Genomic DNA, 18192 nt, shown 5'->3' with positions numbered 1-18192 from the left:
GCGATGTTCCCTACGAAAGGGCCTGCAAGCTGATCTTATAGCACAAGAAGTGCAAGATTAGCCCTATAAACCATATCCCATCGCTGGGATGAGCGACAGCCTCATTGTCACGGAGCTTTACTTATTACTCGCTCGTAAACTTGGACAACGCTATGCGCGTTTTGCTCCCAAGTTCTATTGGCAAGCACGAATTCCCGCCCTGACTTGCCCATGCGCTCAGCTGCCCCTGGGTTTAACATCAACTTTTCGATATTTTCTGCCCACGCAGCCACATCCCCCGCGGCTATCAAGTGACCGTTCTCACCGTCGGTGATCAGTTCCTGCAGGGCAGGAAGATCGGACGCCAAGACAGGTATGTTCGATGCCATAGCTTCCACAGGTTTGAGCGGAGTTACCGAACGAGTAACAGCAGAGTTAATTCGTGGCACGACGAAAGTGTTCAACGCAGCATGATAGAGGTGCGACTGTTCCCGCGGAATGCGACCAGGAAAAACACAACGCGCGGCGATGCCTAGACTTTTGGCAAGACTGATCAGATTTTCACGATCCGTACCATCGCCAACGATCAACAGACGTAACTCCTTGTGCTGGTTCGCAAGTTCAGCAACAGCACGGACAACCGTCGAAAGCCCCTCATAAGGGACCAAGCTGCTAACCGTCCCCACATAAAATGCTTCAGAATCAAGGTCCAGCTGCGCACGAGCTTGGACCTTGGACACGGGTTCCTCTAGGAACTTTTCCCCTATCCCGTTCGGCAATATTGAAATTTTCGTCTCATCAACACCAGCGTCGATCAGGTTGCGTTTCATGGCATCGCCCAAGGTGAAGACATGATCGGCATGCCGAGCTACAAACGCTTCGCGCTCCACGAATAGTCGGTATCGTTCTGAATCTTTCGAACTCTCGGGACGCGTAGAAAGCCACGTGTCTGCCAGCTGTCCGCGAACTTCGTAAACCCACGGTATACCGGTCGCTTTTGCAACGGACTTAACCGCTAGAGCGTTAGAAAAATCTGTCGTTGTGTGAAGTACAGAAGGCGCCTCTTGAAGGACTCTGCTCAGTAGGTCTTCAGCTTGTTGCTGGATTCTTCCGGTGAAGTCATGCTTCGCTGGAAAAGGCAGGCAGCGCTGGTATTCGATACCAGAAACCACGTCAGCTTCTGAGACGGATAGTTTGCCGATATTCAAGGGATAATTCACACGGGTAAGTCCTTTGACTCCCCATCCTGCATCCCTTAATGACACGAGAATTGAATGAGTTCGTTGTGCGTAACCGCTACCAGTGTGTGGCAACGAATTGGTAGCAACGTAAAGAACAGAACGAGTCGCGCTAGTCGATATACCAGCGGTACGCAGCGGAGAAAGACAGGGCTCTGCCCCCTTGAAGGATGCCAATTCTGATTCATAGTGACGAAGTTGACGGCCACTGCGATTCTGTTGCAACAGCTCAATGGCATCTGTCATCCAGCCCAATGACCACAATAGACGGGCCTTGGCACGTACGTGGGCGATGGAAGGTTTGCCCCTATTGAGTAATTCTTCTGCAAGTTCCCACTCATTGGAAGCAATGCAAAGGTTAGCCAAGAATACTGATTGGCTTGGGTTGCTGTCGGAGCTCAACGATTCTCTGCAGGCGGAGAGCAGGGCACTAGTGTCATCCTTCAGCATGGCCGAGAGCGCGCGTAGCGGAATGCTGGATTTATCACTCCCAAGAGTAATAATCAACGAGCGTAGAACCGGCTTGGACTTGAAGCGGCGAGCAACTTGGAGCGCAAAATAAGTAGGATCATCAGCAATGTTGGAAAGTACCAAATTACCGGTGTTGATTGCATTCGGAATGACTTTTAGATTCAAAAGCTCTGCTCTATCTCTTGGAGTACGCATCGACAACTGTGGCTAGTAGTTCGGCATATTCCCGCCCGGCTTGACGTAACGATCCATGTTTCATGACCCAGTCGGTCCCGCGACGATCGGTCCGCAAAATTCCAGGGTTCGCAACCAAGTTGTTAATGTAAGCGGCCAAGGAAGGTACGTCTTGTTCAATCACAGTCCCAGCCTCGGAATCACGAATAATTTCCGCTGCTTCTCCTCTGACCAAGCCGCTAACATGTTGATTCAGGTAAAGAAGTTCATAGAGTTTCGAAGGCACTGTGTGGTTAAAGCTCGGCCAGTCAGGACGCAGAGAAACTAGGGATGTATCCGCCCACGAGTAATTTTCCAATACCTCCTGGCCGTAGACAGGGTCTTGGAAGTCAATATCAAGTCCCAGATCCATCGCTAGGCTCATCAATTTACTCTTTTCAGTACCCTGGCCAACAATGCGCAGACGTACAGATTCTGGTACGTACTCCATCGCTTGGATAACGGTCTCCAGACCCTGGCTCCGACCAATGTTCCCGAGATAGAGAATATGGAGTTCGCCATCGATCTCGCGCTGAGCAACTGTAAGATCTTCGCGTTCAGTTTCAACGCCGTTGGTGATTGTGGCGACGTTCTTCACGCCATTTCGCTTCATCTTCCCCGCCAAGCCGTACGTCACCGTAACGAGCATATCGCTTTTATTCACAACGAAACTGATGATCTTCGAAATAGCTGGCTCGACCCAGCGGAACTTGATAACTTGTGATTCACTGAGCAAATCTGGCCAAGCGTCCCGTAGGTCGACAACTAACGGTACACCCCGCAAGCGGCTAGCCACGAAACCAACAATTAGCGTTGGAATTGCTGGGACAGTTGCGATAATAACGTCGGGCTTTTGCCCTCGGAATGCAGCAGGTACGCTCAGAACTGCATCAACACCATGCTTCAATACTTTTCCGAGCATCGTTTTGGAACGACGCATTGATGGATAGTGCTGCAGCTTCAAATAATGATTATCAAGAAGACGACTTTGCCGTTTAGTTGCAATCCGATTCGATTTCGGGGTCACTACAGTAACTTCGTGCCCCAATTGCCCCAGTTCGTCGGCAATAATTGACCAGCGTCGTTGAGGTGGCGAGATCTCAGGCGTGAACGAGTGCGTCAGAAGCATAACTTTCATCTTCTTCACTCCCCTGATTTACCTCGTACTAATTGCACAATAAGACTTTCCTAGAAAAAGACATGTTTATCGTTGCGTCCAAACCACTGAATACTACCAGTTGCAGTCAACTCCGCATCACTCAGATCCCAGGTATGCGCTAGGCCATCATTCCCGCGCATCTGGGTAAAGTTGAAACGGTCACTCGAATAAATGGTTCCTCCACGTTCAATGACGTCTTTTAGGAATCTTGTATCTTCGCCACGGTTACGTGTATCAAAAGGTGTCTCGCGGAAAACGTGCGCACGGCCAAGCATCGTCGGACCCATCACGAGGTTCGTAAAACGGTGCTCACGCTCGGCAAATCTCAGCAAAGTAGCATTCGAATCCGCGAGGTACATGTAATGCGCCTGCTTGCCTACTATCGAGGCACCGCTGTATCGAAGCGCTGAAATTTGATCGAAGAGATAGTACTCCCCGTAGAGGTCGTCATCATCCATTTTGGTGATGAAGTCGCCGTTGGCCATGGCCACCGCGGCGTTCAGGCAGTCACCCAAAGTACTTTCTTCACCCATCTCAAGCAGTTGGTAGTTCGCTACTCCAGCTGCTGATGCCATATCGGCCAGTTGTCCAGTGGCGGCTGAGAACTTATGAGCCACGAGTACGAGCTCAACTTCAACATCCTTCTGTTTCCCTACAGTTTCGAATATATGCTGAAGCTGGTGAGGCCTTATTGTCGAAACAATCGCACTTACCTTTGGAGTACAGGACATGGACATTGGCTGACCGTGAGCAGAACGGAGCCCAACGAATTGTTCAACCTGTTGAGCACGATGCGCATAGGTATGGTTCTTCCAGATCCTGCGCTGACCCATATGGACCATTCGCTGGCGAAGTTCTGGGCTCCGAACCAAGCTGCGAATCGAGTTAGATGCTTGTTCCCTGGTGGATACCTGAAGTACCTCTGAAGGCGTGAAGAAATTCTCTATCGCAGCGCTTGGAGCCGAAATCACAGGAGTGCCAGCGGCGGTGATCTCGAATATTCGACGGGCACACATGCTTGGCGAATCGACAACGGAGTTGACGTTCAGAAAAACGTTGTAGTTCTTGTACGCAGAAAGCATCTTGTCATAGTCGAGCGAGCCGACAACATTCTGGTCATACGGTGCCGGGAACTGGTACTTCGCGTCTCCGCCGTGCTGTCGGGAGAAAATGTCTAGCCCGCTAGTTAGCTTTGGCGAGATATCCATAGCGCCGCCAAGTACGATCTCCATCTGTTCTTGTCGTTCGGGGTACTTGTCCGCAAAATACATTCCGGCGAAAGCTACATCTCGGCGTTCTTGGCTAAGTGTCCGTACCGGATTATGGAACTTCGGCTGAGCTGCAAAGCTCAATGCTGCGACCCGTTCATGGCCCAGTGCTTCATGGTATTTCGGGATTTTGCGGGAATCTGATGTGAAAACGACATCGAACAATCTTGCAGAGTCGAGGAAGTCGGCGAAGTGCGGTGGATCTTCTTTATTCCAGAAAACTGCTGGAACAGATCGTTCTTTAAACGCTTCTACCATCTCGACGAACGCTGGTCGAGGTGCTGTAGGGCCGGTTAGGTGATACTGCCAAGACTTGTTGTTTCCAGCCCAGGCCGACTCCACAAAGAGAAGATCAAATTCTCGTGTTTCAAGTTCATCCTGCCATGAGCTGGGGGTGATAAAGGTGCAGTTCCATTCAGGCGCCCAAGCTTTCGCGCTGAAATCATCAAGAATGACTGCAACGTTTAACTTTCCGTCGTGGTCTTCTGAAGGTTCAAATTCTACTGGTGGGAATTGCAGTCCAAGCAATTTCTCAACATCGGTTCGCAAGTAGCGCTGCTGTCCCCCGGTGGCCACTGAACGCACCTCACTAGTAGAAAGCACTAAAAAGCGCTATTTAGCTTCAATTTCATTCATGATTCGGGCAAGTATATCGTTGGAATCGTAGTTCTTCACAGTAAACTCGCGTGCAGCTTTAACCTGCTCTGCCAGTTTCGCTTGCTCCTGTACCTGACTGATCACGTATTGAGCTGCTGACGCAGTGTCTGCATGCAACCACTCATTCGGGTACAGCCATTCCGCTCCCGGCCAGGCCAGGCCTACCGGCAACGCACGAGATGCCGCTCCATCTGCAAGAGTGAAGTGGAAGGACTCGAAATCACTGGTGGATACAGCAACACCGATCTCCTGGTACCACTGGGCCATATTATCGCCTTGAGGGTCGAAGACCACAGCATCGCGGAGTAGATCAGATTCTTCAATACGAGCATACTGCGCCTCGTAGAAGGCCATTTCTTCCTCGCGTGCAGCCATCCAGGGGTAATCTTCCGGTCGTTTGCCCTTGACACGCAACGTAAAGCGACTGTCGATTGCACGCAACTTTTCCAGTAGATCAAGCACGAGGTCGAATCGCTTCATCTGCGGAACCATGCCGACGAAGCCCAATACAAACTGAGAATCACCAGACTTGGGAAGATCCAGCTTCCTGGTATCCACAGAGTTAGGAATGACCATCGTTTTTTCCTCAGGAATTCCGAACTTTTGAACCGCCATTCCTCGGATCAATTCGCTGACAAAGATCACCTTGTCAACCTTCTTGAAGTTCACCGATCGAGGGTAATCCGTGAATAGTTCCTGCGAGTGGAATCTGGTAACCAGTTTCTGCCCAGGCTTCAAATGCGTTGAATACCACGCCAAATTGCCAAGTGACCATTCACAGAACACGGTGTCAGCATCTTCTAGAAGATCCTGGCTCTCTTCAACATTGTGCTGAGCGTGGCCGTTCCACTTATCAATCTTCAGGTTGTGCCCGTGTTCGGATATCCCGGCCATGATTGACCCGGCAAACTTCAGGTCATGTCCCGCGACTAGGATGTTCTGCGAGTCCTTGGATGCAGGATTGTCAATGAGCGTGCCGTCGGCTTCTTCGACGTCTAGTGGGCGTCGAAGGCATATGGTCTCTACGGCAGAATCTGCGATGTTGCTACTGCGCGTCAAGGTCGGCAACTGCGCATCCACATGCTCGCGCATCCAGAGCGGCAGGCCCTGCGTACCCACGTACTTGTCAGAGACCTGTACCCTTGCAGCTTGGCCATAGAACATGGCAGTTAACATGTCTTCAAGGACCTGATGATCTTTGAGAACTTCTTCAGCGTTGGAGGCAATCACGTCTGCTTCACGAACTGCGTCACTGCTCATTACTGCAATTCCTGCAGTTCGCAAAATGTTAACTGCAGCATCATCGTCGCTGAACCCGGCAACGTAAACCTGCGAAGGTCGAACGCTAGCTGTTACAAGATCCCAAGCAATTTCTTCGGTCAACGTCTTCAGTTCAATGCCAAGTGATGGCAAAGTCGGGATATCCACTGCGAGTCCAGCCATCCGTAGCGCCAAAGCAAGACGATGGTGTGCCAAATGCTTGCGGAAAGTCACACGTAGTGGCTCCCATGCATCGGCGACACGATCGGCTTCGGAATTCATCCACAGTGCTGAAATTAGTTCCGATTCCCGATTCGAAGCGACCACGGGAACTGAACCATCAAACATCCAAGTAACGCCGAAGCTCTTGCCGCTAATTACGGGAGTGCCACAGGCAGCAAGCTCGAATACCCGGCGGGAGAACATAGTAGGCGAGGCGTTCACTGAGTTCACGTTTACGTGCACCGGATGCGACTTGTAAGCTTCCACCATTTCTTCATAAGTCAATCCGCCCTGAACATACTCCTGCAAAGCTGGTGGGAACTTGTACGGCGAATCAGGATTGTCAGCCTGGCGATCATAGATAGTCAGACCCTGGGGACGTGCTCCTTCCAAAATTGCGCGCAGTTCCTTCGAACGCTCGGAATATCGATCACCGTAGTAGGAGCCACCGTACGCCACACTATGAGAGTAGGCACGGGATGTTCCCAGAGGATTGTGGATTTCTGCTTGCGCCCAGAAGGAAAGGCTGCCCAACGCTTTGAGGTTTCCACCACGGTGATCCCAGTAGTCTTGCAAGCAATTAGCATCAGTCGTCAAAACAACATCGAAGTACTGTGCTGTGCAGAGGAATCGATTGAAATGAACAGGGTCTTCCTTATTCCAGAAGATTGTTGGGATGTTCTTGCTGCGGCAATATCCAATGAGCGCTACAAGATCCGCGCATTCCTCATCGTCATAATAACCGACCTTGCGAGTCCAGGTTCCGTCATTCCCTGCCCACGCCGATTCTACAAAGAGAACATCGACAGGGTTTGACTCCAAAGTCGTTCGCCAGTTTTCTGGAGTTGGCGAAACGACATTGACTTCGCGGCTAATGGTGGACGTGGTGAATTCGTCGGCAATTAGAGCCATGCGGATCTCGTCCAGCGTCTTGCCTACTGGCTTGCGGTCCTGGACGCTGCCAATTTGGGCAACGAAAACTTCCGCGACGATCGGCCACGTACGATTCTCCACGGTCCACTTGCGCGCACGACGACCCATATCCTGGGCAGTTTTAGGTTCTACTGCCAATTGGGCAATCGCCTCGGACAAAGACTGTACGTTGTCCGCGTCAAAGAGCAGCCCACGACTACCATCGGTACCGAGCAACGTGGCAATTGGCGATACGTTGGAACCAATCACAGGACGCCCTGCTGCCATCGCTTCAATAGGCTTCAACGGTGATACGAGCTCGGTAACAATGTTCGATTTTCGTGGGCAGACGACGGCATCGAAAATGGCCAGGTAGTCGTTGATCTGCTCGTTCGGTACGCGCCCGGTGAAACGGACACGCTCTTCTAAGCCCAAATCAGACACCTGCTGCTTGAGCGCTGGCAAGACTGAGCCATCACCGACGATTAGAGCGCCGACGTGAGACAGGGATTCGGGTAGCTCAGCTACTGCGTTGATCAGCAGGTCCAAGCCTTCATAATCGACTAGGCTGCCCGCATAACCAAGAAGAAACTCACCCTTCTTTTTCTTTTCGACCACCTTCGAGCGCTCCGCAGGGAGCGGGACGTACTGGAAAATATTGGCAGCATTCGGCAAAATTTCAATCTTGTCTCGTTCCGCGCCACGCTTCACCAGTTCTTCGCGAACTTCCTCGGTAATCGCAAAGGCACGATCTGCTTCGTTCGCCACCAGAGATTCAATGCGGCGGGCTAATTCGAATCGTTCCGAATGGTGCCAGGTCTCGTTGCCAGCAGCTGCAGTAATTTCCCACAAACCACGAACTTCATAGATGAACGGGATGCCAAGACGACGAGCAGCAATCAACGCCGGCAGTGCCGTAATATGGTTGGAGGCAGAAACGATCACAGAAGGTCGATTCATCATCGCTTCACGAACGTAGATATCTGCCGCAATCTGCACAAACTTATCCAGCGGATCGTTACGAAGTGATACACCTGGGTTGAAATACGTATCGACGCCCTGGTAATTGCGTATCAGGCGCTTTTCTTTCGGCAACTTCTTGTTAACGTTGGAGTCCCAAGGGTAGCCGGGACGCGCTGCTACAAAGAGATCCACACCTGCTTCGGTAACAGCAGTTGTGAGACCAGTCGTGCGCGTTGAATATCCGTTGCTGTTGTACTCACCGGTGCTATGGGCGCAATACATCACCTTATCTGGTTGTGGCACATAGGCAGGTGTCGAGGTCTTCGGTGGAACTGCCGGCAGAGAATCGAGAAGTCTGGATTGCCCCAATATCTGATCGTGCATAGCGCCGAAGCTTGAAGGAGCTCCCTCTTCGTTGGCAAGCGCGCTTAATCTTGCCGCTGGTGCGACGATCTCCCCCAAGTCACGATAGCGGGCTATATATGCATTGGCTTCGCGCTTAATAGCATCGATGAAACCATCCTTCGAACTAGCTATGTCTGAAGAAGGTGACGGAGCTACATTCGACGGATTGGAGGTGGCCTTTGGTGCCAAAGTATGGGATAGATTCTGAACCGCCATGCGCGGAGGAACCTGTTTACGCACGAAGGGACTCTTCAACCCACGCGCGGCTTTCACAACCGGATGGTTCTTTAGATTGTCGTAGGCTGATTTGAACTTCTCGGCCCGATTGTGTTCGTTCTCCAGTTGCTTCTTGAGGATCGACGCTTCACGGCTAAACTTCTGTCGGGCGTCTTTGACAGACGATAATTCTCGTTCGAGCCTCGCGGTCAGCCCCTCAGATTTAACCTGGCGCACTCGGAGCTTCTCATTCTCAATCGTTAGTTTCGATATTTGTGCACGGTATTTCGCCAGATCATCGAGGACTCGTGTTTCAAAGTCACCGCCACGATCAAGATACTCTTGTCTAATGCTAAAGAGTTCGGCGCGCGAACTAATTGCTTGGGCCATATTATGATTCGATCGTTTCAACTAGGAAACTCCCTAAACTATACTTTCGTCTCAATGAGTAATTCTAGCGGTTCGATTGGATAAGCTGAATTTTGACACTTCCTAATGATGCCTCATTTTGTAATTATCTGGCACGCGTCGGGCCGAAGACAGAAACTACCTGTAATGCCAAAAGGAACCAATGCTTGTTCCAGATCAGTTGATGAACGCCTCCTCGCTCCCCCAACTACGCTTTATTGAGCATGCCTCGGTATAGCAGGGTCAGCTTCGATGCACTCTTCAGCATCGTTTGCCTTGATGTCGACGTTAGAAATCATATTGTCAACGCTTCGCTGCAGAATACCGTCTGAAGTTACGTCTATTCGTGCAACCAGGTGTGTAATCTCGTGACGGTGACACTTCTGCCTCAGGACGTCGGTAACAGATCAGCGCGAATCAGGGTCTGCTGAGGGTTTGGTTGACACCAAGGTTCATGCTGCCAGAGCGACAGACTCGATCATTGTAGCCTCGAATTGGATCGGGGTCATTTTCCCCAAACGTCGTTGCTTGCGCTTGCGATGATACTTCCCCTCCAGCCACCCAACATTGGCCAGGCGAAGTTGTTGGCGGGAGGACCACCAGCGGCGGTCCAGCACGTGTCCTTCTGCAGCAGGCTGAAGAACGACTCCATGGCCGCATTGTCGCCGGCTGCCCCGACCCTGCCCATCGAACCGACCAGTCCGTGGCGTTCGAGAGCTTGGGTGAATTTCTTAGAACGGAACTGGCTGCCACGGTCACTGTGGACCTTGACTCCGCGCGGGTGTCCTCGGTGCGCCACTGCCATTTCCACGGCGTTGACAGCCAGATGGGCTTTCATCCTCGAATCAATTGAATAGCCCACGATTCGGTTGCTGAACACGTCCTTGATCGCGCATAGGTACAGCTTTCCTTCGCTCGTGTAGTGCTCGGTGATATCGATCAGCCACAACTGGTTGGGCCGCTCTGCGGTGAAGTTCCGCTGCACCAAGTGGTCATGCACCGCTGGGCCCGCCGGGACGTGCTTGCGCTGACGTTTGCTGATCACTGAGCGGATCCCCGCCTTGCGGCTAACCGCCAGGCCCGGCGTTCTGAGACCTGGTAGCCGGCGTCTTCCAGATCATCGGCCAACACCCGGTATCCTCCCTCGGGATTCTCCTCGTGAAGCACGCGCAACTTGCCGATCAACTCCCGCTCTTCGATTTCCCAAGCTGAGACAGGGCTCTTCAACCACTTGTAGTACGCCTGGGTGCTGAATCCCACGACCCGACACGTCACCGCCACAGGAATATGTTTCCTACCTGTTCTGGCGGCTAATTCTTGGACGAGCCGACCCATTATTTTGGGGAACGAATATGCGGCTGGGATAGGTGGGCTGCAGCCTTGCGCAGCACCTCGTTCTCCATTTCGAGCTCCCGGATGCGTTTGAGCGCTTGGGACATTTCTTTGCGTTCGTCAGCATCAGAGGATGGGGCCATTCCGTGGGATTGGTAGCGGGCATCGCGGACCTACGTTTACAGTACAGTCTTGGAGAATCCCAGATCCGCTGCAACTTGCTTCTGGGATATCCCCGATTCGACGAGCGCGACGGCGTCCTTCTTGAATCCTTCGGTGAAGATTCTTGGCATGTTTATACTGATGCCGGAAATAGTGATCCTGGCAATCATCGGCGGCGTGGCCCCGATCTTGACGGCGTTTATCGGTAAGCTGTCGTTCGATGTGGGTAGGACAAAGAAAGAGGCCGCTGCTGCCCGCGAGGTGAGATGCCCCAATAATTAGATGCGTATTGATCTCGCGTACACTGGGAAGAGGAGAAAGATCAATATGAACTGTTGGTGAATTATACATCACCATCTCCTACTTCAATTATATTTCGTCGAAGAAGTCGTAATTGATTTAAATATATTCTTAATAAATCTGGTCAGAAATTTATGAAACAACGGAGATACTAAATGAACATCAATAACCCAGAGGCCCTGTTTCTGATCACTGGTGAATTAGTCGTAAGTTCTATAGCCAAAACGGAAGATCGAATTCGAGAATTCTTTAATGGTGATAGAATGGAAATTCCATCGTCCTATGGCCCCGTAAAGAATAACCCAGAAATATTATGGGGATCAGAACTAGATAGAACTCGTGGTCGGTATTTTCATGGCCTGTTATTTATGCATGGCTGGGCAGACTACATCATCAAGAATATCGATTACTCTGCCTATAAAGAAGCTGCCAAATTAATTTTTTCCTGGCGAAAATTGAATCCTGTAGTCGAACTGGGCGCCTCGAGCATGGCTTATCATGACGAAACCACAGCACAGCGCCTGAATACAATAATGAGTATTATTTTGGCGGGAGTTAAGTTAAATGACAAAGATAGTCTCCAAGAACTTAAAAAAATTGCCCTTGAGACCAGTGATCTACTGGCTTCGACAGAATTTCACGCCGGACTGAATAATCATGGAATGTTTCAAGACATTTCTTTGCGAAATTATGCAGTAATCGCACGTTGGGATAACGACCAAAAAAGGTCTGATAAACTTTCCATAGCGCTGGACAGGCTAGAAGAATATTTCATCCATGCGTTCACTGATGAGGGGGTTCACATTGAGAATACGCCGACCTACCATGTATTGGTTTCGAGGAATCTCCACAGCCATCTAAAGATTCTCGCGGCCCTAGAGATAGAGTCAGAAACGCTGATTGAGCTGTACAAAGATGCGGCAAATTATGCAACTTACATTACAATGCCAAACGGTAAATTTCCGCCTATTAGTGACACGACCGTTGGTGCGCGCACTTCCAATCAACGGATATTTGACGAGTATTTTCTCTATGCTTCAAGTGCGGGAAAACTCGGTAAGGTGCCCGATCACAATTCAGCGCTATTTCGCAAAAGCGGTTATGCAATATATCGTTCGGATTGGGCATCCGTAGACGCTACTTATTTACTCTTCCAAGCGGCATATAACGACAATTACCACAAGCACTCTGATGATCTCTCGCTCATCTTGTACTCGGCCGGACAAGAAATAATCACTGAATCGGGCCCATTTAGCTATAATTACGCTGATCCCTATTCACGTTATGCGTATAGCCAATTTTCCCACAACTCAATAGTTGTTGATGGGAGATCCATTCCGAGAACTGACGATAAAAAGTCTTCTGTCTTGATTACAGAGTCACAAGTGACGGAAGGTAAATTTGAAGTGACGGGAGTAACTGGACGCCTTCGCGGTGTAGGACACACGCGAACCGTTAAGGTCACTGGTCCCGTGCGTCAAGAAACAATTACTGTAATCGATTATCTAGACAGCGATGAGTCACATGATTATGAACAATTTTGGCACCTAGCCCCAGGGTTAGAAGCCGTCATTCATGGCAATGGGTTTGAAGTCTTCAAAGGCTCTGATAAGATCTTAGACGCTTTCATTGAAACGGATTTCCCTATTAAAGTTTCAAAAAAAATCGGCCAGACAAAACCAACCGTTGCCGGCTGGTCCTTTCCAAAGTTCGGAAATAAAGTCCCAAGTGAAACAATTTGCGTAACCTTTAATGCCTCGTCGAATGCAGAACTCAAAACTCGATTCGAACTTAATTCGTTTTCATATGTAAACAGAGAACTGCATTCTAAATCCAGTCTCCATTGGCAGGTTGCATCAAGTGCAAGAAGGCTAAACTACCTTGAAATTAAGCCTAAATATCCAAATGAAAAGTACCCTTTAGTTTTTGTCTTTTCAGCAATGGCACCCGTAGGTAATTTTTCATTTAACTACAAAAATACATTAGATAATTCCAATGCTCATGTCTTCTATATATTAGATGACTTTGGAGACCAAGGGTCATACTATCTACAGGAGAAAGGCGATCTGTCAATTTTCCAAACTGTCCAGGATTTTATTCATAATCGGATTAAGCATTTAGGGAAAACTGGTCAAAGTATCATCTTTGCTGGATCATCTAAAGGCGGAACTGCTGCAATCATACATGGCCTGAGAGTCCCAAATTCAAAGATCATTGTAGGCGCTCCGCAGACTAAAATAGGTTCATTCTTAAAGAAGCCTCATCCCAACGTCCTCAGATACATGACCGGCGGTGAAACGCAAGCACATGTGGCGCAATTGGACTCCTTGATGTATTCTCCCGAATTTACTACGTCAAGAAATTCTGAGATTTCGATAATTGTAGGAAAATCTGATCATCATTATAAGAATCACGTACTACCTTGGGTGGAATACGCAACATCACGCGGAATCGAGGTTGAGCTTATTTCGCTGGATGGGACACCTCATTCTGAAATAGGTAAACCATATCGCAGAATGCTTTTGGACAAGGTGCTAGGATTGTCTGAATCCGGCAGTCAAATAAAGTCACCCATTGAGTTGTCGACAGAACCAAAATCTGTCGGGGCATGGTTTGATAGAGTTTCCAAGCGATTATTTGCATCTACTGCAGCTTTCGGCAACACTGAGTCGTCTTTTAAACTTTATCGAAATGAATCCTTGATTGACTCTGTGAAGTATCAAGAAGATAATTTTTCTTCATGGGCTGGTTTGCCTTCTGGTCGCTATCGAGTCCGAGGATTCATACGTTCCTTTCCGGACAAGAAAGTATCGGCCGAGACGAGTGATTGGATCGACATCCCATAGTCAGACCTGTTTCGTGCTACTGTCAATGATTAAATAAAGCCAATATATGTGGACTTGTTTTTTAGGATTTGCCGTCGCTGAAAAGAGTCACGAATACGTTGTTGACCATAGAGTGTAATCATGGCTATGAGATTCATTCGTCGGGTCCGCACCGCTTCAGGTGCCGTAGCCATAAAGTTCGTAAATCGCATTGATCGCTTGGTGACCTACATTGAGCAGTTTGGCTCGGCCCTACCGATGCCGAGCTCCGGGCGTTCTTAGCCCAGGCGCAACGAAAATTTCGGTCTGGGCAGCAGGCCCACGACTTCGGCTGCAACGAGCAACTACCTGTTCGACCAAGTGATGTTGCCGGTTGGCACGGTGATGAGCCACCGACAGAACCTATAGCGGTCTTTGCTCGGAGTGTCACCGCCTCGGGCAGAGTCATCGCTTCATCTGCAGTCATCTTTTGGGAAGTTCTTGACGCGGCCTACGACTGCCGCATTCATCGTCATGGACGACACTGCATTCAAGGCCATCGTGCTGGTATGGCTGATCGAGCCGACTTCCAAAGCCCAAGCCATCAGGGTGTTCCAGCAGATCGACGCACCGCACCGTCATTGCGGACCGTAGGCCTCAAAATAGGTGCCCTTGGCTGGGCCAGCCAATTTCGTGATGTCCCAGGTGAACACCTCACCGGGCAGGTACGCGACCAGTTCCGGAACTTGCCGGGCTGGGTGGCGGGCCTGCCTGCGGCGTTCGGCCACCTGCTTCTCACGATGCAACAGCCGATAAATGGTGGACACCGAGCACAAACACGTGCCCTCAGACAAGAGGACCGCGTAGATCCGTTCAGGCGCCTGATCGATGAACCGTTCGCTGTTCAGGGTTTCTAGGATCAGGGCTTCTTCGCTAGTGGTGATGTTGTTCGCCGGCACTGTTCAGCAGACGCAGTTGGTAGCGCAGCTGTATCGAAAGTGAAGCATGCGTGCGCGATTCGGATAGCTCCTGGAAATCTTCACCCCGCGGGGCCCAATAGCTGCACGGGGCGCCGAAGATCCGATACAACCGATAACCGGCCATCGTAGAAGACACGTCTTTGGGGCTGCCCAGCCCTCCAGAGTCATTCCGGGTATCACGGCATGGAAGCGTCTGCGCGAAGCTTCGCCTGCCGACCCAACCGCTTTGGGCTTGACCGGCTGAGACTTGCTCATCTTCGGCTTTCGTCTCAATGCTACGCATTGCCGACCAGAAGCCGAGACAATGCCGCAGCTTGCCCATGGTGGTAGCCATGAGCTCGGTTCGGAGGACTTTGCCCGCGCATCGTATCCAATGGACTTTTCGTGCTTCGGGCCAGCTCTGCTCGGGTCGCATTGATGCGCTACCCGATCGTTACATCAGTGCTAACCGATGCGCGCACAGGTGCTTCCAAATACGTCTGCTGTACACATATAAGCAACCCGGAAATAATGTCGCTATTTTCCTTGCCGCAACATCGGGAAACGTGCAGATTGTCTCGGCATAGTAGAGATACTTTACTTCAGGAACGTAGATACCAAAGCAATGCCGCATATAAATTCGATGACTGCCGCAGATGCACGCGGTGCGTTGGTTTTCTGTTTATTATCAAGTTCACAATGAGAGGGTTGAAATATTTCGAAATCGATTCCATACCCGTATCACTGACAAGCACTTTCAACCGTTTTTGAACTTCCGCATTCTGTGCAACTAGTCGTGGCGCTGTGTGCAAATCGTTTGCGATCGCAATATCATTACTGGAAGGTTTTTGAAAATAAGATTTCATTGTTTTTCTCGACTTATGATTGTGCTTATAAATTACCATCCTGGGTTCAATGGATGGGTCGTATGTAAAATCAACCCTGCTGACAGGTCCACGCACCTCTTCGTAATACGGTTTAATTCGAGGTGAATCGAACGGTAACTTCATCAACGTAGGTTCAAACCGATTCATTAAGTCGAACAAAGGAAAGGCAGAGGCCTTTTCTTCTAAACTCGCTTTAAGGCCGAGGGCCAAGACATAGGGAGAATATAAAGGATCAAACCGTGCAACGAATGGTGACAAGGATCGCGTCGTCTCTCCCACGAAATATCGGTTACGTCCCACAATATAAGCTGCATCTAATCGAGAATCTTCAGGAACACCCCTCGTTATTCCAAAACTTATTAGATTACTGAATCGATTAATTGCGAATTCATACGCAGGTTCTGAGATGAGTCTCCTCGACGGGAACTCGCTAAATGAAGTATTGCCGTAAATCCTCTTCATGGCTGTTGCTACATCGCCATCATAGCGCTGCCCTTTGTCAAATGCACTTCGTAAGAACTCGCCGTACCCACCCGAGAATACGAGCTCATCACCGTATTCGAGCATGGGATGGGCAGGCCCAGAAAGAATCCCTGCGGTAGTGTCGAACGGCTGCGAAATAAAATCTTCAAAAGTATCAGGCTGTCCCATAGGATTCAATCCACTGTAATCTGTCATTGACAAATCGAATTGATTACTGAGTTGCCTTGAAATTATCTTATCAGGTTCGTTAATGTTTCCTGAGCAGTAGAAGTTAAACTCAGTTTCTTTTCCCGAAGCAAGAAGCGCGCCCAAAACAAGACGTGAATCCGCGCCCCCGGTCAATTGAGAAATCTTCGCTCTCGAATTATGTGTACTTGCCGCCTCGATATTCTGAATGACATCGTTGGCGGCCTTATCCAACAACTCGTCATAAGAATAAGAAGGAAAACTTAAGTTATCTAGAGATTTATATTCAACTTCATGAAATTCGTCAACGTCAAGAGATAAATACCGAAAGGGCTCGATGGACCTCACGTTCATGTAGCTTGACTGCGCTAGACCTCCGGTGTTCGTTGCGACGTACAAGGCTGCGTATGTCAGATCCTTCTCCAGATGAATTCCTACAGTGCTCAACCCGTCCCTTAACGAGGCCAAGTCCGAAGACACTGCTTTACATGCATCTGATTCATAAACATAAACTATTGATGAACCGAACGGGTCGCACAAAAGAATAATTTTCTGCGAAGGCACGTCAACAATATACACGGTGATGGACCCTTTAATACTCGCACCTAAGGATTCATAGTTCAGCTCAGTTTCATCGATGACGCGTTGCGCTTCACCTATATTACTAACCCATTTCCCATCTACCACACCAACTCCATGTACGGCGAAAACTATTGGCCGGGAAGCACCAAGTCTACCCGAGGAATTTAGAATTCTATATTGGTTAAAAATAGACCTTTCATGAACACTGGGTGCTTTCAATTTTAGAATACATGGAGCGTTGTACATGCTGGCCTTTCCTGTTTAGGCTTTCAATATGCCATGCAACGACATATTATCAATTTAGATTTACTTTCATTTGAGTTCAAAATCCAATATGCAGGTATGGTTCTACTTTAAACCAGATAGTGATAGTTCGATTTCTTTAGAAATCCATTCATACGCTGAATCCTGGTAATGAAACGGGGCTATTCCCCATTTATGATTTTTTGTGGATTTGGCCAGCTCTTCAGGCATTTCCAAAACTCTAAGGCCAAGACGTTTAAGGTGCTCTCCGTAACGTCTCAGGTGCCCATTCATCTCATTAACGGTGAAATTTCTATAGCCAGGTACAGGTGCGCCTTCAACTGATTCTGCAGCCCATGGCGTATTAACAATTATTGTTTTGTCAAATAATCCAATGCTAGACAAATGGTCGACAAATCTGTTAGCCGCCCGTTCCCAGAAAATCCAATGTCGCTCAGTTCCTATTTGGATCACTCCGGGAATGGGATTGAGTTTATTCAGCAATCCTGACTGGATAAGTTCGGACGATCTGGTAACAAATGAATTATCCGGCAGCTTATGCACACCCAGGCGCTCATCAGTAAGGTCTATCAGTAAAAGATCCGCTTGCATAGAATGCTTTCGTAGCGTTCCTAATAAGTCTGATTTTAGATCCCCGTTTAGCATTCTCGATTGGAACTTCGAGTCAAGTTTTGCAGGTTCAAGCAATGTCGTGGGTTGGGTCATTGCGCTGATCAAGCTTTGACGTGCTACATATGCCAAGAGTCTATGTTCTTGTTCCATAATGCTGAACGTATCCCGGCTGACGCAACTGCCATAGATGATTATTTCTGCCATGAAAAATTCCTAACGCATTGCGGGGGTGGACACTCTCATTCCGGTG

Annotated in this window: 9 protein-coding genes and 2 pseudogenes; 3 read left to right on the top strand and 8 right to left on the bottom strand. The window is 49.4% G+C overall.

The window, feature by feature from the left end; all coding sequences use genetic code 11:
- Positions 1-107 precede the first annotated feature (107 nt).
- The 5 genes and pseudogenes from AB4Y71_RS08770 to AB4Y71_RS08750 form a co-directional block, all read right to left on the bottom strand.
- Positions 108-1883 (bottom strand): glycosyltransferase family 4 protein, encoded by a 1776-nt coding sequence (locus AB4Y71_RS08770; protein WP_441719686.1) that lies wholly within the window; start codon positions 1881-1883, stop codon positions 108-110.
- Positions 1864-3039 carry a glycosyltransferase family 4 protein gene (locus AB4Y71_RS08765; protein WP_441720580.1) on the bottom strand — a complete coding sequence of 392 codons (1176 nt, stop codon included), beginning with the start codon at positions 3037-3039 and terminating at the stop codon, positions 1864-1866. Before AB4Y71_RS08765 ends, AB4Y71_RS08770 begins: the two co-directional genes overlap by 20 nt.
- A 50-nt stretch (positions 3040-3089) precedes the next feature.
- On the bottom strand, positions 3090-4904 hold the full coding sequence (locus AB4Y71_RS08760; protein WP_441719683.1) for a glycosyltransferase family protein: 1815 nt from the start codon (positions 4902-4904) through the stop codon (positions 3090-3092).
- 36 nt (positions 4905-4940) lie between these two features.
- Entirely contained in the window at positions 4941-9353 is a 4413-nt protein-coding gene (locus AB4Y71_RS08755) for a glycosyltransferase (RefSeq protein WP_441719680.1), read from the bottom strand.
- A 470-nt stretch (positions 9354-9823) separates the two neighbouring features.
- A pseudogene (locus tag AB4Y71_RS08750) lies at positions 9824-10996 on the bottom strand (IS3 family transposase).
- On the opposite strand from AB4Y71_RS08750, the gene AB4Y71_RS08745 reads away from it, so the two are divergent.
- The 3 genes from AB4Y71_RS08745 (at position 10896) to AB4Y71_RS08735 (ending at position 14623) form a co-directional block, all read left to right on the top strand.
- Positions 10896-11147 carry a hypothetical protein gene (locus AB4Y71_RS08745; RefSeq protein ID WP_441720602.1) on the top strand — a complete coding sequence of 84 codons (252 nt, stop codon included), beginning with the start codon at positions 10896-10898 and terminating at the stop codon, positions 11145-11147. The pseudogene AB4Y71_RS08750 and the gene AB4Y71_RS08745 overlap by 101 nt on opposite strands.
- Positions 11148-11320: 173 nt before the next feature.
- Complete coding sequence (locus AB4Y71_RS08740) at positions 11321-14011, top strand: heparinase II/III domain-containing protein (protein ID WP_441719677.1); 2691 nt, start codon at positions 11321-11323, stop codon at positions 14009-14011.
- A gap of 459 nt (positions 14012-14470) precedes the next feature.
- Positions 14471-14623 carry a hypothetical protein gene (locus AB4Y71_RS08735; RefSeq protein WP_441719674.1) on the top strand — a complete coding sequence of 51 codons (153 nt, stop codon included), beginning with the start codon at positions 14471-14473 and terminating at the stop codon, positions 14621-14623.
- On the opposite strand, the pseudogene AB4Y71_RS08730 reads toward AB4Y71_RS08735, so the two are convergent.
- The 3 genes and pseudogenes from AB4Y71_RS08730 to AB4Y71_RS08720 form a co-directional block, all read right to left on the bottom strand.
- Positions 14620-14925 (bottom strand): annotated as a pseudogene (locus AB4Y71_RS08730) (IS3-like element ISAar44 family transposase); the annotation flags it as partial. The gene AB4Y71_RS08735 and the pseudogene AB4Y71_RS08730 sit on opposite strands and share 4 nt — an antisense overlap.
- Positions 14926-15530: 605 nt before the next feature.
- Positions 15531-17312, bottom strand: coding sequence for a hypothetical protein (locus tag AB4Y71_RS08725; RefSeq protein WP_441719671.1), 1782 nt, complete (start codon positions 17310-17312; stop codon positions 15531-15533).
- 102 nt (positions 17313-17414) lie between these two features.
- The gene (locus AB4Y71_RS08720) at positions 17415-18146 is read right to left on the bottom strand and encodes a DUF6270 domain-containing protein (protein ID WP_441719668.1); all 732 of its coding nucleotides are present in this window, start codon (positions 18144-18146) and stop codon (positions 17415-17417) included.
- Between the last annotated feature and the right edge of the window lie 46 nt (positions 18147-18192).

The sequence above is a fragment of the Glutamicibacter sp. MCAF14 genome (assembly GCF_052114325.1).
Lineage (GTDB): Bacteria > Actinomycetota > Actinomycetes > Actinomycetales > Micrococcaceae > Glutamicibacter > Glutamicibacter arilaitensis.
Note: the sequence above shows the minus strand (reverse complement) of the source record. Positions and strands in the feature narration are given on the sequence as shown.